The organism is Arthrobacter sp. FW306-2-2C-D06B (assembly GCF_021789175.1).
In the GTDB taxonomy this organism is placed as follows: Bacteria; Actinomycetota; Actinomycetes; order Actinomycetales; family Micrococcaceae; genus Arthrobacter.
Window position 1 is genome coordinate 3,904,302 of record NZ_CP084560.1, and the last position, 13,617, is coordinate 3,917,918.

The 13,617-nt window shown below is 64.8% G+C and carries 11 protein-coding genes; 2 read left to right on the top strand and 9 right to left on the bottom strand.

Annotation, left to right across the window (positions count from 1 at the left end; all coding sequences use genetic code 11):
- Window positions 1-9: 9 nt before the first annotated feature.
- Together LFT47_RS18165 and LFT47_RS18170 are read right to left on the bottom strand one after the other, a co-directional pair.
- Window positions 10-255 (bottom strand): hypothetical protein, encoded by a 246-nt coding sequence (locus LFT47_RS18165; RefSeq protein WP_236812846.1) that lies wholly within the window; start codon window positions 253-255, stop codon window positions 10-12.
- Window positions 256-330: 75 nt separating this feature from the next.
- A complete protein-coding gene (locus LFT47_RS18170; RefSeq protein WP_236812848.1) occupies window positions 331-963 on the bottom strand; it encodes an SGNH/GDSL hydrolase family protein in 633 nt (210 codons plus the stop codon).
- 439 nt (window positions 964-1,402) lie between these two features.
- Between LFT47_RS18170 and LFT47_RS18175 the strand changes: the two genes are divergently transcribed.
- The gene (locus LFT47_RS18175) at window positions 1,403-4,012 is read left to right on the top strand and encodes a bifunctional lysylphosphatidylglycerol flippase/synthetase MprF (protein ID WP_236812850.1); all 2,610 of its coding nucleotides are present in this window, start codon (window positions 1,403-1,405) and stop codon (window positions 4,010-4,012) included.
- On the opposite strand, the gene LFT47_RS18180 is transcribed toward LFT47_RS18175, so the two are convergent.
- From LFT47_RS18180 to LFT47_RS18195, 4 genes are all read right to left on the bottom strand, one after another.
- A complete protein-coding gene (locus LFT47_RS18180) occupies window positions 3,992-5,818 on the bottom strand; it encodes a glycoside hydrolase family 15 protein (RefSeq protein ID WP_236818681.1) in 1,827 nt (608 codons plus the stop codon). The two genes, LFT47_RS18175 and LFT47_RS18180, sit on opposite strands and share 21 nt — an antisense overlap.
- Window positions 5,819-5,859: 41 nt before the next feature.
- Complete coding sequence (locus LFT47_RS18185; RefSeq protein ID WP_236818683.1) at window positions 5,860-6,435, bottom strand: adenylate kinase; 576 nt, start codon at window positions 6,433-6,435, stop codon at window positions 5,860-5,862.
- A 106-nt stretch (window positions 6,436-6,541) separates the two neighbouring features.
- A complete protein-coding gene (locus LFT47_RS18190) occupies window positions 6,542-7,474 on the bottom strand; it encodes a threonine/serine dehydratase (protein WP_236812852.1) in 933 nt (310 codons plus the stop codon).
- 97 nt (window positions 7,475-7,571) lie between these two features.
- Window positions 7,572-7,844 carry a hypothetical protein gene (locus LFT47_RS18195; RefSeq protein WP_236812853.1) on the bottom strand — a complete coding sequence of 91 codons (273 nt, stop codon included), beginning with the start codon at window positions 7,842-7,844 and terminating at the stop codon, window positions 7,572-7,574.
- A gap of 205 nt (window positions 7,845-8,049) precedes the next feature.
- On the opposite strand from LFT47_RS18195, the gene LFT47_RS18200 reads away from it, so the two are divergent.
- A complete protein-coding gene (locus LFT47_RS18200) occupies window positions 8,050-10,224 on the top strand; it encodes a transglycosylase domain-containing protein (RefSeq protein WP_236812855.1) in 2,175 nt (724 codons plus the stop codon).
- A 3-nt stretch (window positions 10,225-10,227) separates the two neighbouring features.
- Here LFT47_RS18200 and LFT47_RS18205 read toward each other — a convergent pair whose 3' ends face one another.
- Genes LFT47_RS18205 through LFT47_RS18215 form a run of 3 tightly spaced genes read right to left on the bottom strand, consistent with a single transcriptional unit; the run spans window position 10,228 to window position 13,616 of the window.
- Window positions 10,228-10,896 (bottom strand): SDR family oxidoreductase, encoded by a 669-nt coding sequence (locus tag LFT47_RS18205; protein ID WP_236818685.1) that lies wholly within the window; start codon window positions 10,894-10,896, stop codon window positions 10,228-10,230.
- An 8-nt stretch (window positions 10,897-10,904) separates the two neighbouring features.
- Window positions 10,905-12,428 carry an NAD-dependent succinate-semialdehyde dehydrogenase gene (locus LFT47_RS18210; protein WP_442863417.1) on the bottom strand — a complete coding sequence of 508 codons (1,524 nt, stop codon included), beginning with the start codon at window positions 12,426-12,428 and terminating at the stop codon, window positions 10,905-10,907.
- Entirely contained in the window at window positions 12,429-13,616 is a 1,188-nt protein-coding gene (locus LFT47_RS18215) for an iron-containing alcohol dehydrogenase family protein (protein ID WP_236812858.1), read from the bottom strand.
- Window position 13,617: the final 1 nt, after the last annotated feature.

Here is a 13,617-nt window from a genome sequence, read left to right on the forward strand (position 1 = left end):
AGGACGCGCTCACTCCGCGGTTCCCTTTTGTTCGGACTCCTGGTCCGCGGGCGTCCACGTGAGCTTGACCGTGGCTCCGTCGTTGTTCTCGTCGATCCTCATGCTCAATTCCTCGCCATAGAGGAACTCGTGTTCAAAATGCCGTCCGTCAATGCGAGCCGCATCCAGGAGCTTCGTCATCGCCGTTGCCATCGCCCGGCCCCAGTCATGCGGATTCTTGCTGGACGCTTGTTCAAGGGCTGAATAGCTGACCATAAATCAATTGTTCTCCGGCGCGCGGACTTCTGCCAGCTTCAATCTTGGCGCAGGGTTCATGACCTTGGGGACGGGTCAGTTGGCGGTGTCCGGGGGCAGGCGTAGTCCCGCCGCGGCCATATCCGCGGCCAGGACACCGCCGAGCTTGGCATGCCCGGCTGGGTTCAAGTGCACACCGTCCACGAGATCCCCCTCCACGTGATATTTGGTGATCCAGTCCCCAACGCTAAAGAATGTCGCTCCGGCCTTTGCCGCGATATCTCCCAGCAGTGCGTCAACCTGCGTACGGCGGCCCCCGCCGGCGTCGGCGCCCTTGGCGAGGGTTCCGATCATCGCGATCTTCGCCAGCGGATACCTCTTTCTGAGGGCTGCAATGAGCCTGTTGGCATTGCTCGTGATCTGCTCATCACTCACTTTGCGGGCAGCGTCGTTACCTCCGCCTTGGACCACGATCAGGGGTGGTGCCCCATAGGGGAGCACCCAGTCTCCGCGTTGCAGCGCGTCGATGTAATTGCCGGTGTCGCTCGTCGCGGCTACGAAGCCCGTGCCTCCGCGGCCAACTGTGTACACCTTGTAGCCGATGGAGCCCAGGGCGGCCCGTGGCCAAGATCCCTCAGGCTGGGCCTGGGAGTCCCCGATGAGGATGGCGGTGTGCCGGACGTCCGCGAGGATGATCTCGTTCCGGTTGTTGCTGGGGTTCTTGTACAAGGACCCCACAGGAAGCTTTGACGGATCCTGCCCGGAATCAGGTTTCTTGGGACCTTGGCCCGCTGCCGCCGGACTCCCCGAGGGAGCAACGGGTGCCGCTGCCTGCCTTCCGCTGGATGGGTCGCTCGGTTGAGCAGGCGCCTGTGAACAGCCCGCCAAAAGGACTCCGGCGGCGATCACGGATGCAGCGGAGCGGAATATGCGAGATTTGTGCATCGACCTGTCCCGGGCTTGCTTTCTGTTCGTCTAAGCGTTGCAGGAGCAACTTTCCATTGCTCATAGACCGGTGGCGGAACGAGCCGACAGCCTGCCTACGTCGGAGTCTATTGGATCGGGACGGGGAAGGTCACGGCGAGGTGGGAATTATCCTCGCCGGGCGGTCGGTGTGGAAGAATTTCATTTCGCAGCCCCATCCTTCCGACGCACAGAGAGGAACCCCGTGCACGCACCGGCGCCCGAGCCGGAAATCCAAGCCGTCCCCGATGTCCGCTTGCGGCGATCATGGACGGGAAGACTGCGCTCAGCGCAGCTCACGTTGGGTTTTGTCATCGTTTTCTGGGGATTGGGCGCGCTGACCTCCAGCGTCGCCACGGGGCCGGATGCGCAATTGCGGCTCAATTTCGCCCTTACGCCCCGCTCGATACCTGATCACTGGTGGGCCGCTGTGACCTCCGCCTTCTGGGCCAGGGACCTCGGGGGCTACGTTCTGGAAACTGCTTTGGTGCTGCTGCTGGGTGTTCCGTTGGAACGGCGAATGGGACGGCGGGCGTACGGAATCGCCGCGGTCTCCACCCAGATTCTGGGCGTTGGCATTGCCCTCGGATTCCTTGCCTTGGCCCAAGGGTTGCTCGGCAGCTGGACAGCGGAGATAGGCAGCCACCTCTTCGTGGGTCCTAGTGCGTTCATCATCGGTACCACCATGGCGGGTACTGCGTCCATGGCGACCCTGTGGAGGCGCAGGATCCGGCTTGTCGCCTTCGCCTTGCTGCTCCTCCTGGCCCTGTACAGCGGAGGATTTGCGGACCTGGTCAGGCTCGGCGCCGCAGGTGCGGGCACAGTCCTCGGGCCGCTGCTGATGGGCCGTCGGCCACGGTTTGCGCGCCCGGTCAGTTCCCGGCACGAAGGCCGGGTGCTGCTCTCGCTGCTCATTGCCGCATCGGCGATCGGTCCGGTAGTCGCCGGCCTCATACCGCATGCGGTAGGACCGCTGTCCATCCTGCGTTTCCTGTTTACCAACATCCAGCCCGTCGATCCCCAAACGCTCCAGGCCGTGTGCTCGGATCCGGCGCAAGCGAAAGACTGCGCCGTCGCGCAGCTGCAGTTGCGCGCCGGCGCCGGCGGAATCTTCATGGCCATCCTTCCGTCTTTCCTCCTGCTGTTGCTTGCGGAGGGCCTCCGTCGCGGACGGCGCTTTGCCTGGGTGGCGACACTTTTGATACAAGTAGGCCTTTCCGTCCTGGCCGGAATTGCACTGGCCGGAGTCTTGCAGCCGGCTGCTTCGGCTACCGGCGCGAGCGAGGGGATTGTCGCCATCGAAGGATCGGCTTCCACGCAGCCGTTCACCTTGGCCTTGCCGCTGCTTCTGCCCCTCGCGCTGACCATCATTCTGCTCGCGACCAGGCGGCTGTTTCATGTGCAGGCGCCGAAAGGGACGTACAGACGCCTCGCCGTGCGGGTACTTGCAATAGCGGCTGTGCTCAGTGTCGTCTATGTCGGCGCAGGGCTCTTGCTCGCGCAGGAATTCTCCCCAGTACCGGGGCTGCCGGATCTACTGGCGGATGTTCCTGACCGGTTCCTTCCGCTGGGCTTCGTCCTGGATGTGCCGCCGGCGATCTTCCCCCAAGGCACGTCCGCCGTCCTCGTGTACGAAGGCGTCGGGGTCGTCTTTTGGGCTGTCGCGGGTGTCCTGATCTTCAGGACGTTCCTCCACCAGGCCCACACCCGGCACGACGCCAGTACTGAGCGTGCCCGGAAGGTCATCAAGGCGTGGGAGGGAAGCTCGCTGTCCTGGATGACCACTTGGCCGGGAAACATGTACTGGTTCTCCGCTTCCGGACTGTCCTTTGTTGCCTACCGGGTCAGCACGGGGGTTGCGCTCACGCTGGGCGGCCCGGTGGGACCCAAATCCGAGATGACCACTGTCTTCGAAGAATTTGCCCGCTACTGCAGGGGCAACGGGTGGACGCCGTGTTTCTACTCCGTACCCCAGGAATTGCGCGACCACGCGGATTCCTCCGGATGGAGCTCTGCACAAGTGGCCCAAGAGACGGTCCTGCCATTGCATTCGGTCTCCTTCAAGGGAAAGAAGTTCCAGGACATCCGTACGGCGTTGAACAATGCCGCCAAGGCGGGCATCCGCTACGAATGGACGAGTTACGCCTCGGCTCCTTTCTCGGTCCAGGTCCAAATCGAGGAAATCTCCGAAGAGTGGGTGGCAGACAGGAACATGCCTGAAATGGGCTTTACCTTGGGCAGCCTCGATGAACTCGACGACCCCGAGGTGCGCTGCTTGCTTGCAATCGACAAGCGCCACACAGTCCACGCAGTCACGTCCTGGTTGCCCGTATACCGCAACGGGCACATCGTGGGCTGGACCCTTGATTTCATGCGTCGCCGTAGCGGCGGCTTCCGCGCCAGCATCGAATTCCTGATCGCTTCCGCGGCCCTCAGCCTCAAGGATGAAGGATGCGAATTCGTGAGCCTCTCCGGAGCGCCCCTGGCTCGGGTCGAAGAGGATCCTTCCGAGATGCCGCTCCCAAGGCGACGATCCCGGCCTCCAGGCAACCTCGACCGCTTGCTCGACTGGTTGGGGGCGACTTTGGAACCGGTGTACGGGTTCAGGTCCCTCCTGGCATTCAAGGCGAAATTCCAGCCCCGGTACGAGCCGCTCTACATGCTCTACCCGGACGCCGCTTCCCTGCCTGCCGTCGGGACCGCAGTGGCACGGGCCTACCTGCCAATGCTCAATCTCGGAGCGGGTCTGGCCTTGGCAGGCCGGATCTTCCGCTGGCCAAAGCGCTCCGGAACGTCAGGTCAGAGCCGCCCCTGAAGCCGCCGACGACGAGTCCGACGGGGGGCCCGACGTCGGGACCCCACCGATCGGGACATTGCTGTGGTGAGCTTTGCCGTGGTGGAGCTGCAAGGCACTGAGCACCAGGCCGAAATGGCTGAAGGCCTGGGGCGTATTGCCGAGTTGGCGGCCCGCATGTGCGTCCCATTCTTCGCTCAGGAGGCCAACATCGTTGCGCAGGGCCAGGAGCCTGTCGAAGAGGGCTGTCGCCTCTGCCCTGCGTCCCGCGCCCAAGAGGGCGTCGACCATCCAGAAGGAACACGCAAGGAAGACGCCCTCCCCGCCCGGCAGTCCGTCGTCGCTGTCTTGCGGACGGTAGCGCAGCACAAAGCCGTCTTCCGTCAGCTCACGCTGGATGGCGTCAATGGTGCCGATCACGCGCGGATCGTCGTGCGGCAGGAAGCCCACTTTGGGGATGAGGAGAAGGCTCGCGTCCAGTTCCTTGCTCCCGTAGGACTGGACGAAAGTATTGCGGACCGCGTCGAATCCGTGGGTCATGACTTCGTCATGGATGGTGTCCCGCAAAGCCTCCCAGCGATCTAGCGGACCGGGCATCCCGGATTCACGGATTCCGCGGACCATGCGGTCAGCCGCGACCCAGGCCATCACCTTTGAGTGCACGAAATGGCGACGCGGGCCGCGTACTTCCCAGAGCCCGTTGTCCGGTTTGTCCCAGGTGCTCTCGAGGTGGCGCATCAGTGCGGTCTGGATAGCCCAGGACTCATCGCCGACTGTCATCAGCGATGCCCGGGTCAGGGACAGGCAATCAAGGACTTCCCCCCAGACGTCCAGCTGGAGCTGCTCCGCGGCCGCATTCCCGATGCGCACGGGCTTCGAACCCTGGTATCCGGAAAGCCACGTCAGCTCCGTCTCGGGCAAGCGCCGGCGACCGTGCAGGCTGTACATGATCTGGAGGTCGGCCGGGTCGCCGGCCACTGCGCGGAGTAGCCAATCCCGCCACGCGCTGGCCTCCTCGGTATAACCCGCGGCCAGGAAGGCTTGAAGGGTCAGCGTGGCATCACGCAGCCAGCAATAGCGGTAATCCCAGTTCCGCGGTCCGCCGATCTGTTCGGGGAGCGAGGTGGTGGCGGCGGCAACAATTCCCCCGGTAGGCGCATAGGTGAGGGCCTTCAGCGTGATCAAGGAACGCTGAACGGCTTTCCGGTAGGGTCCCCGGACGTTGCAACGCCTGGACCAATCCGTCCAGAATGCCGCCGTGTCCTCGAGGGCGATATCTGCCTCGACGGTGCGGGGCCGCCGTTCGTGGCTGGGTGCCCAAGTCAGGACGAAGGGGATGTGGTCACCGGCGTTCACCGTGAACTCGCTGACCGTGGTGAAGTCCTTGCCTACCAACGGCGCCGGGGTCTTGAGATAGACGGAGTCCGGACCGGCAACGGCGCGGAGGCCGTGCCTGTCGCGGCGCACCCAGGGCACCACGTGTCCATAGTCGAATCTCAGGATCAGTTCCCCGCGCATCTTGACCGTACCGCGGATCCCTTCCACCACGCGCACGATGTCCGCGACGGCGTCGCGCGGCGGCATGAAGTCGATGACCCGGACATGCCCTTCTTTGGTTTCCCACTCCGTTTCCAGGATGAGCGTTCCGTCCCGGTACTGGCGGCGCGTGCAGATTCCCCCGGTTTCAGGTGCCAAGAGCCAGCGCCCTGCTTGGGGGGAATCCAGGAGCGCGGCGAAGCATGCGGGCGAATCGAAACGCGGGAGGCACAGCCAGTCTATGGAGCCCGCCGTGCTGACCAGGGCTGCTGTGTGCAGGTCCCCGATCATTGCATAGTCTTCGATTCTTTGGCCGGTAGAGGGTTGACCGTTCACAGTCCCTTCCCTAGTGCTGATTCGATGGCGGCTATGGCCTTGGCCGTGATCTCTTCCCGCCGGCCGGAACCATCCACGGCGAGCACGATTCCGCGTTCGGAGTATCGCTCGACCACTGCCTGTGTCTCGTTGCGGTAAAGCTCCAGGCGACGCCGGATCACCGGTGCCGTGTCATCGCTTCGGCCCTGTTCCTGCGCCCTGAGGAGCATCCGCGCGACGAGCTGGTCGTCGTCGACCGTTAGTTCGACGACGGCATCGAGTTGCTGCTGGTTGCCGGCCAAAATGCCGTCCAGTGCCTCGATCTGCGCCGTCGTTCGGGGATATCCGTCCAGGAGGAATCCTGCCAGGACATCGGCGTTGCCAAGCCGCTGACGGACCATGGCATTCGTGACGTGATCCGGGACGAACTCGCCGCTGTCCATGTACTTGCTCGCTTCGGCTCCGAGTTCTGTCTTGCCCCCGACGTGCGCGCGGAAGATGTCTCCCGTGGAAATGGCAGGTATGCCGAAATGAACGGCGATGTGCTCAGCCTGGGTACCTTTGCCCGAGCCAGGAGGCCCCATGATGATCAATCGCAAGTGTCACCTATCCGTTCGTGAAGCGGTTTTGCGTGCCCCGGCGTTGTGGCTCGAGCTTAGCAACTGTGGAGCGCTCGTGGCAGGGCTGCGGCAGGCTGCTTCAGACCGTCGCGGGGTCGGTGTTGGCGCCGCAGAGGATCACGGCCACCCGTTCCCCTTCTGCCGGAACATATGCTCCGGAGTTCACGGCCGCGAAAGCGGCGGCTGCGCCATGCTCCACGACAATCCGGTACTGCTCCCAGAGCAGGGCGCGCGCCGCGGCGATGTCGTCGTCGGACACCAGCACCGTCCGGACTCCGGTGCGGACGGCCACCTCGAAGCCGATCCGGCCGATCTGCCGGGCGCCCAGGGAATCCGCGGCGATCCCGGAGACTGCTACGTCAACGGGTGCGCCCGCAGCTAGTGCCGAATAGAGGGTGGGAGCGTTGTCCGGCTCGACGCCGACAACCCTGGCGTGGCCTTCGACGGCGGCCGCGATTCCCGCCATGAGGCCGCCGCCTCCTACGGCCACCACCACGGTGTCTATCCCGCCCAGTTGTTCCAGGAGTTCCGAGCCGACGGTGCCGGCGCCAGCGGCGATTTCGGGCTGATCGTAGGCGTGGCAGTAGATTGCGCCGGTTTCCGCGGCGTAGTCGAGGGCGGCCTCGAACGCTTCGGCGTACTCGGTTCCGCGCTGGACCACGGTGGCTCCGCTGGCCTTGAGCTTCTTGACCTTCACGGCAGGTGCGGTCTCGGGGACAAAAACGGTCGCCGGCACACCGAGTTGTGACGCGGCATAGGCATTCGCAAGCCCCGCGTTGCCTCCCGAGGCGACGACGATTCCAACATCGTCCTTCAACTCCCCGCGCTCCCGCGCGGCGAGCACGCGGTTGAAAGCGCCCCTCGCCTTGAACGTCCCCGTGTGCTGCATGAACTCGCATTTGAACCACAATTGCCCGGGCACCGTTCCGGCATCGGCTTCGAAAACGGGTGTGCGGCGGATCCTCCCGGCAATCCGGGCGGCAGCTTCATCGACGTCGACGCGTGTGATCATGGGAAGTCCTCGTTCCGGGCGGTCAGAGCAGGTGCAGGGCTAAGACTCAGGCTATCGCCTAAAGCGTGGGCCCACGCCGCCAGGGTTCCGGTGGGGACTAGAGGGATTCGACGTCGGCTGTTCCGAGCTGCTGCCGGCGAGCCTGGCGGTTCCGCAACCAACGGCGGGCAAGGTCAACTGCGGCCCAGATTCCGGCGAGGGGAGAGAGCACCACCACGCCGTAGATGAAGATCAACCACGTCAAGATGGCCAAGGGCTGCTGTGCTCCGCTCAACCAGGACAACCCGCCGAGCAAGCCGAGTGTCCAGAACAAAACCACGCCCAAGAGCACTGCTCCCGCCGGAAAATACTCACTCCTCACAACAGCCATCAGTGTCTCCACCGGCTGCCACCTGCCTTCCATCACCGCGCCCGAATAACTTCAGTATGCATCCGGAAAAACGCCAGACAGGGTCAGCGCGCGGGCGAAGTGACGAACATAACCGCGGGGGGCGTGTCGCCACGGATTTCGGGGCCTATGTGACGCGTGGAACGGCGGCGTAGTCTGTAAACACGCACGGTTGATAGCTGGAAAAATGGCTCCGAAGAACAACCCGAAAAGTGGTTTGGCCAGGGTCCTGCGAAGGGTCTTCGGATTCTTCCTGGTGAGCGCCATCTGTGGCGTGCTGGCCGCCGGATTGGCAGTCCCCGGTGTGGCGTCGGCCGGGCTGGCCGTCAGCGGTTCGATCAAGTACTTCGACAACCTACCGGGTGATCTGGTGGTCAACGCGCCGTCACAGTCGACCAAAGTGCTCAGCGCAGACGGAAAGACGATTGCTACCTTCTATGCGGAGAACCGTGTTCGGGTCAGCCTGGACCAGATGTCGCCCGACATCAAGGACGCGATTGTCGCCATCGAGGACAGCCGCTTCTACGCGCACGGCGGCATCGATCCCCAAGGGATTCTCAGGGCCTTAGCGTCCAACTTCACGAAGGGCACCAACGAGGGCGCGTCCACCCTGACCCAGCAGTACGTGACAAACGTCCTGAACGAGTCCCGTTTGGCGGCAGGCCAGACCGGTCAGGTGGTACTCAGCGGTCAGAAGACCATCGGCGACAAACTGCGCGAGATGAAGCTCGCCGTCGAACTCGAGAAGAAATTCACGAAGGACCAGATCCTGGAGGGCTACCTCAATATCGTGTTCTTCAACAGGGACGCGTACGGAATCGAAGCGGCGGCACAGCACTTCTTCAGCGTTTCAGCCAAGGACCTCAGCCTTCCACAGGCCGCGCTTCTCGCCGGCCTGGTCAACAGTCCCAGCTACTTCGACCCCTCCGTCCATCCCGACAACTCCATCCAACGGCGCAACCTTGTGCTGTCCGACATGCTCGCGCAGCACAAGATCCAGCAGGCAGCGTATGCAGCGGCCGTTGCCACTCCCCTCAAGCTCAATATCACCCCTGGAAAGCAAGGCTGCGCCGCAGCAGATATTGCCGTGTATTTCTGCGACTACATCTCCCACCTCATCCTCAATGATCCGGCCTACGGTGCCAGCGTCACGGACCGGGAACAGCTTCTGTACCGCGGCGGGCTGACGATCACCACCACCTTGGACAGCCGCCTGCAGGGGGTGGCACAGCAGCAGGTCGATGCCACGGCAGGGGCGAACCCGGACAAGTGGGGCGCCTCCTTGGTCTCGGTGCAGCCCGGCACGGGCAAGATCCTGGCCATGGCACAGAACACGGTTTTCCTGGCCGCGCCCGGCAAATTCGATACCCAGCTCAACTTCAACGTTGATTCCGTGGACGCCAACGGCAGTGACCTCAACGGAGCCGGAGGCTTCCAGCCAGGTTCTGCCATGAAGCCGTTCACTTTCACCGAATGGCTCAACGAGGGCAAGTCCTTGACCACAGTGGTGGACGCGTCGCAGAGGGTTTATCCACTCGGATTCCCTTGGAAGGACAGCTGCGGGAAGGTACTCGGCGGCTACAGCACGGCCCAGAAAATCGCCGGCCTTGGCACGGCTGACGATCTCCGCAACAACGACGAGGGCTACTACCGCCCGATGCCCGTCAACTACGGGCTCTACAACTCCATCAACACCGCAACCTTCGCCGAGGCGGCCCAGCTCGACTTCTGCGGCATCCAGAAAGTGGTCGACGCGGTGGGTCTCCACAGCGGCGTGGACAACTCGCCCGTGAACATGCACCAGCTGGGCAATCTCCTTGGCGGCACCGAAATATCGCCCCTCGTGATGGCCGACGCCTTTGCCACGTTCGCCAACGACGGCACGTACTGCGCGCCGATCGCGATTGTGGGCATCACGGATCCATCCGGCGGGAAGCTGCCCGCCCAAGCCAGTTCATGCCGCCCGGCCATCAAGCCCGAGGTTGCCCGCGGCGTCGACTCCGTGCTCCAGGACGTCCTGAAACGGGGATCCGGCATCTACATTCAACCGAAGGTCCAGGACCTGTTCCCTACCGCGGCAAAAACGGGAACGAACAACAGCAACGGCTCTACCTGGGTGGTCGGATTCACCACCGGGCTCGCCACGGCGTCCTTCTTCGGCGACACCATGGCCGGGCAGAGCCGGGCCGGACAGAACGTCACCATCAACGGCAAGTTCTACACGGCCATCGACGGCTACATGCTCGCTGGGCCGCAATGGGCCAATTACATGACGCAGGTCGCCGGACTGTACCCGGCAACAGCATTTCCTGCGCCGCCCGCGTCCATGGCGGGAACGCCCACGCCGAGTCCTACCCGCTGAGTTTCAGAATTTCTGTCCAGTAGCACGGATCATCACTTCGGAGACGTCGACGCCGGGTGGCTGGGCAAGTGCCCAGAGCATGGTTCCTGCCACGGACTCCGGGTGGATAGCGGCGTCGGGAGCGTCCGTCCATAAGGGAGTGTCTACATGGCCGGGGGCGATGTGCAGCACCCGGACGCCGGTTCCCACGAGCTGCTGACGGAGGGATTCGGCGTAACCGGTCACGGCCCATTTCGTGGCCGTGTAGAGGTTTCCGGGGTACACCTTGCGCCCTGCCGTGCTGCCCATGAGCACCATGTGCCCCCGGTTGGCCTTGAGCTGCGGCAGGGCGGCCTTGGCCAGTATCGCGGGGCCGTACACGTTGGTCAGCACCATGTCCCGCCAGCGATCCGGGTCGCCGTCGGCAAGATCTCCTGCGGCGGAGAAACCGGCGTTGGCTACCGCGACGTCGATTCCGCCGAGGAAGTCCGCTGCAGCGTGGACGGCTCCACGGGTCCGTTCCCAGTCCCCTGCGTCTGCCACCACTCCGCCCACGTGCCCGAGCCTCGAGCACGACTCGAGGAACGCCGCGAGCCGCCCGGCGTCGCGTCCGGTGGTGAAAACGGAGTGGCCGGCGCGGAGTGATTCCCGCACGAGGGCGGCGCCGATCCCACTGGTGCCGCCCGTGACCATGATGCGCACTATGCCCGCGTTCCCATCAGGGAGGGATCCGCGATGCCGATGTAGCGGGTTTCAAGGTATTCTTCGATGCCTTCGCTGCCGCCTTCACGGCCCAGCCCGGACTGCTTCACACCGCCGAAGGGGGCCGCTGGGTTGGACACGATGCCGGTATTCAGCCCGAACATGCCCACGTCCACCCGCTCGGAAAGCCGGATGCCGCGGTTCAGGTCCCGGGTGTAGGCGTAGGCGACGAGTCCGAATTCGGTGTCGTTGGCCAGCGCGATGGCTTCGGCCTCGGTTCGGAAGCTGACCACGGGTGCCACTGGTCCGAAGACTTCTTCCTGCAGGATCCGCGCGCTGGACGGCACGTTCGTAAGTACCGTGGGCGGGTAGAAGTAGCCATCACCGTCCGACGGCGCACCCCCCGTAAGTGCCGTGGCTCCCCCGGCGATGGCGTCCTGCACCAATTCATCCACCTTGGCGCGGCTCTTGGCGTCGATGAGGGGCCCGATGTTGGTGCCCCCGGCCGAGCCGCGGCCAAGCTTGAGTGATCCCATGCGGTCCGCGAGGCCCTGGCTGAATTGAAGGGCGAGCGACTCGTGGACAATAAAGCGGTTGGCCGCCGTGCAGGCCTCCCCCATGTTCCGCAGCTTGGCCAGCATGGCTCCGTCCAACGCCGCCTCCAGGTCCGCATCCTCGAAGACCAGGAACGGCGCGTTGCCGCCCAGCTCCATGGAGGTCCGCAGCACTTGGTGGGCGGAGTCGGCGATGAGCTGCCGGCCCACTCCGGTGGAACCGGTAAAGGACAATTTCCGCAGCCTGCTGTCCCGGATCAACGGTCCGGTCACATCGCCCGGGCGCGTGGTGGGGATGACGTTGAGGACCCCCGCAGGCAGGCCCGCTTCCTGGAACACATCCGTGAGCAGCAGGGCCGTCAGCGGGGTCAGATTGGCCGGTTTGAGCACCATGGTGCAGCCTGCGGCGACGGCCGGCGCGATCTTGCGGGTGGCCATGGCGAGCGGGAAGTTCCACGGCGTGATGAACAGGCATGGACCCACGGGCCGCTTGGTGACCAGAAGCCGGGACTTGCCATCCGGCGCCGTGGAATAGCGGCCGGAGATACGCACGGCTTCCTCGGAAAACCAGCGCAGGAACTCGGCGCCGTAGGCCACTTCGCCCCGGGATTCTGCCAGTGGTTTTCCCATTTCCAAGGTCATCGCCAGGGCGAAATCGTCGGCACGCGCGGTGACCAGCTCGAAGGCGCGACGCAGGATTTCGCCGCGTTCGCGCGGCGGCGTCGCGGCCCAGCTGTCCTGGACCCGGGCGGCGGCGGCCAGCGCGCGCTCACCGTCGGACGGTGAGGCATCCGCGATCCACGCCAGCGTGGCACCCGTCGAGGGGTCCTCGACCGCGGAAGTGGCGCCGTCGAACGCGTCGATCCATTCGCCGTCGATGAAAAGCTGCTTCGGCAGCGATGCGATGAAATCCAGTTCCGGGTCGATCGTGGCGGGTGCGGGCACGGCGGGCGCAAGGGTGTTTTCCACTTAGAGTGCTTTCTCGAGGATCGTGCGGATTTCGACGGCGGTGGGCGGCACCGGCGTGTTGTTGATGACGGCATCGGCCAGGGTGTCTTCCACGAGCGAATCGAGGTCCGCCAGAGTGACGCCGAAATCAGCCAGTCGGGCCGTCATGCCGACGTCGCGGGCCAGGGTGGCGACGGCGGCGATCGCGGCCTCGGCGTTGGCCTCGACGGCGGCAGCCGTATCCCCCACGCCCAGGGCGAAGGCCAAGCGGGCGGTGCGGTCCAGGCGGTTGCGTAGGTTCAGCCGGAGCACGTCCTCGATCACCAGGCACAGCGCCAAGCCGTGCGGTATGTTGAAGCGGCCGCCCAGCGGGTGGGCGATGGCGTGGACTAGACCGAGACCCGTGTGGGAGAAGCCGACGCCAGCGATGTGCGACGCCAGGAGCAGCTGGGAGCGGGCCTCGATGTCCGATCCGTCAGCCACTGCCCGGGGCAGGAACTCGGCCACCATGGACACCACGTGGAGGGCGATGCCGTCCGAATAGGGGTTCCGTCGGATGGAGGAGTAGGACTCGATCGCGTGGGTGAGCGCGTCCATCCCCGTGGCAGCGGTCGCCTTCGGCGGCAGTCCGAGCGTCAGCTCAGGGTCGAGGACGGCCGCCTTGGGCAACGCGGATTCGTGGCCGACGTAGAACTTCCGGTGGGCCTCGACGTCGGTGACCACACCGAAAGCGTTGACTTCGGCGCCGGTGCCGGCCGTCGTCGGGACCGCCACGATGGGCAGCGCCGGGTTGGCGAAGTGGTTGCTATAGTCCAGCCCTGCACCGCGGGCCGGGTTCACGGCTCCCAGCGAGATCCCCTTGGCGGCGTCCATGGAAGATCCGCCGCCCACGGCCACGAGGACGTCCACTCCGGAGGACGCGGCCAGGTCCGCGCCAGCGTCGACGCAAGTGGTGGTCGGGTTGGGGGTAACGCCGTCGAAGACAGTGACGCCCAGTCCGGACGCCTCCAGCGAGGCACGGACGGCGGCCACGACATCGGTGGTGGCGAGGAACGGGTCCGTGACGATCATCGCCGACGTGGCGCCGAGCGCGACCACGATCCCGCCCACCTCGGCGACCTTCCCTCGGCCGAAGTACGCCGTTGGTTTGGGATCAAGGGTCAGTTCGCTGGAGGCGAGCTCCGCGTGGATCAGCATCCGGGTGTGCATG